The sequence below is a fragment of the Mesorhizobium sp. M4B.F.Ca.ET.089.01.1.1 genome (genome assembly GCF_004022605.1).
Lineage (GTDB): Bacteria > Pseudomonadota > Alphaproteobacteria > Rhizobiales > Rhizobiaceae > Mesorhizobium > Mesorhizobium abyssinicae.
On record NZ_RZOS01000617.1, the window covers coordinates 1 to 2,699 of the forward strand.

A 2,699-nucleotide genomic window follows, 5' to 3' on the forward strand; every position below is an offset into this window, starting at 1 on the left:
AGGCCGAGTTGCCGCTCGGCGCCGAGCTCGGCCTGGTCGCCGACCAGTCGCATGTGGTGGAAGAGTCCGTCGGCGAGTTCACCAAGAGCCTCGGCGAAGCGATCGCCATCGTGCTCGCCGTCTCGCTGCTGGCGCTCGGCTGGCGCCCAGGCATCGTGGTGGCGGTCGCCATCCCGCTGGTGCTTGCGATCACCTTCGTCACCATGGAGTACTTCGGCATTTCGCTGCAGCGCATTTCACTGGGCGCGCTGATCATCGCGCTCGGCCTCCTGGTCGACGACGCCATGATCGCGGTCGAGATGATGATCTCGCGCATGGAGGAAGGCCACGACAAGATCTCGGCCGCCACCTATGCCTATACCTCGACCGCCTTCCCGATGCTCACCGGCACGGTGGTGACGATCGCCGGCTTCGTGCCGGTCGGCTTCGCCAAGAGCGGCGCCGGCGAATACTGCTTCTCGCTGTTCGCGGTCGTCGGCATCGCGCTGGTCGTCTCCTGGATCGTGGCGGTGCTGTTCACGCCGCTCACCGGCGTCTTCCTGCTGCCGGAGCGCATCAAGGGCCATGGCGGCAGCCATCAGCCGTCGCGCATAGCCCGCGGCTTCCAGGCGCTGCTCGAAATGGCGATGCGGGCGAAGTGGCTGGTGTTGTCGGCGACCGCCGGGCTGTTCGCGCTGTCGGTCGTGGCCATGGGCTTCGTCGGCCAGGAATTCTTCCCGAAGTCCGACCGGCCCGAGGTCATGGTCGATCTCACCCTGCCGCGTACCGCCTCGATCACGGCGACCGACGCGGTGGTGGAGCGCGTCGAAAAGCTGCTCGCGGCCGACCCGGACATCGACCACTGGAGCTTCTACGTCGGTCAGGGCGCGGTGCGCTTCTACCTGCCGCTCGACGCGCAGCTCGCCAGCGACTTCTTCGCCCAGGCGGTGGTGGTGACCAAGGGCCACGCCGTGCGCCAGGCGGTCATCGACCGGCTGGAGAAGAAGCTGTCGACCGGCTTCGACGATGTCATGGCGCGCGTCACGCCGCTCGAGCTCGGACCGCCGGTCGGCTGGCCGCTGAAGTTCCGCGTCAGCGGTCCGGACCCGGACAGGACGCGCAGCCTGGCGCAGCAGTTCGCGCAGGTGCTGGGCAGCGATGCCGCGGTGCGCAACATCAACTACGACTGGAACGAGCCGGCCAAGGTCATCAAGGTCGAAGTGGACCAGGACCGGGCGCGTGCACTCGGCATCTCCTCGCAGCAGCTCTCCGAGACGATCAACGCGGTGCTGTCCGGCTCGAAGATCACGCAGATGCGCGACGACACCTACCTCGTCGACATCGTCGCCCGCGCCGTGGAGTCCGAACGCGCCAGCATCGACACGCTGCGCGGCCTGACGATCAGCGCCTCGGGCGGACGCCGCGTGCCGCTCGAACAGGTTGCCAAGCTCTCCTACCAGACCGAGCCGCCGCTGATCTGGCGCCGTGGTCGCCTGCCGACGGTGACCGTCCAGACCGACGTCGCGCCGGGCAGCGATGCCACCGCGGTGACGCGCAAGCTGGAGAAGGCGATCACCGCCTTCAAAGCGGAGCTGCCGGCCCGCTACAGCGTCGAACAGGGCGGCGTGATCGAGGACAGCGCCAAGGCGCAGGCCAGCATCTTCGTGGTCTTCCCGCTGATGCTGTTCATCATGGCCACGGTGCTGATGATCCAGCTGATGAGCTTCCAGCGCCTGGTGCTGGTGCTGCTCACCGCTCCGCTGGCGCTGATCGGCGTCGCCGGCGCGCTGCTCATCTCCGGCGCGCCGATGGGCTTCGTCGCCATACTAGGCGTGATGTCGCTGATCGGCATGGTGATCCGCAACTCGGTGATCCTGATCACGCAGATCGACCAGCACATCGCCGACGGCGAGGAGCCATGGGCGGCGGTGATCAGCGCCACCACGCACCGGCTGCGGCCGATCCTGCTCACGGCGGCGGCCGCCATCCTCGGCATGATCCCGATCGCGCCGACCGTGTTCTGGGGGCCGATGGCCTACGCGGTGATGGGCGGCCTGATGGTGGCGACGGTGCTGACGCTGGTGTTCCTGCCGACGCTTTACGTCAGCTGGTTCGGCATCAAGGCGCCGGCCGAAACGACAGCAGCGACGGATCCCGCCGTGGCGGTCGCCGAGCCGCAAGCCATCGCCGCCTGAGGCGGCCACGCATTCCGACAAGCCACGGCGGAATGCCGCCGTGGCAGCCAAACACGTAACCGAAGGGAAACGACCATGACACCGTTCTTTGGAAACCTGCTCATCCGCGTCAACGCCGGCTTCCTGATCCTGGCATCGGCCGGCGGGCTCGCCACCGACATTGCCGGCTCGTTCTTCGGACGCGGCGCCGAAGCCATACTGCTCGCCGACGCGCCCGGCACCGGCATCGGCTTCATCGAGGCGCACGGACTGGCCCTGATCATCGGGGTCACGCTCTCGCGCATCGCCTATTCGCGGACCTGGCATGCCTTCCTGGCTGCCGTCCACATGCTGCTCGGAACGGCAAACCTGTTGTTCTGGCAGTTCTTCATCGCCGCCGACGTGCTCGTCGTCGGCTACGTCACAACCGCGGCGCACTTTCTGTTCGTGGTTGCTCACCTCGCGGCTCTGGCGGGCACCGCCCGCCTTGCCGCGTCCCCCCGTTGAACTTCGATCGAGCCTTAAGGAGAGAGAACATGCGTATGA

Annotated in this window: 2 protein-coding genes; both read left to right on the forward strand. The window is 67.4% G+C overall.

Annotated elements, in window-relative coordinates; all coding sequences use genetic code 11:
- Nucleotides 1-2,174 (forward strand): efflux RND transporter permease subunit (locus tag EN780_RS31625; protein ID WP_133372803.1); only part of this gene is annotated, 2,174 nt, incomplete at its 5' end.
- Between the two features lie 75 nt (nt 2,175-2,249).
- Nucleotides 2,250-2,660, forward strand: coding sequence for a hypothetical protein (locus EN780_RS31630; protein WP_127285530.1), 411 nt, complete (start codon nt 2,250-2,252; stop codon nt 2,658-2,660).
- The last annotated feature ends 39 nt before the right edge of the window (nt 2,661-2,699 follow it).

What these genes read in the sequence shown, in the direction of transcription:
- EN780_RS31630 (WP_127285530.1), top strand. Translation starts at nt 2,250, where the DNA reads ATGACACCGTTCTTTGGAAACCTGCTCATCCGCGTCAACGCCGGCTTC.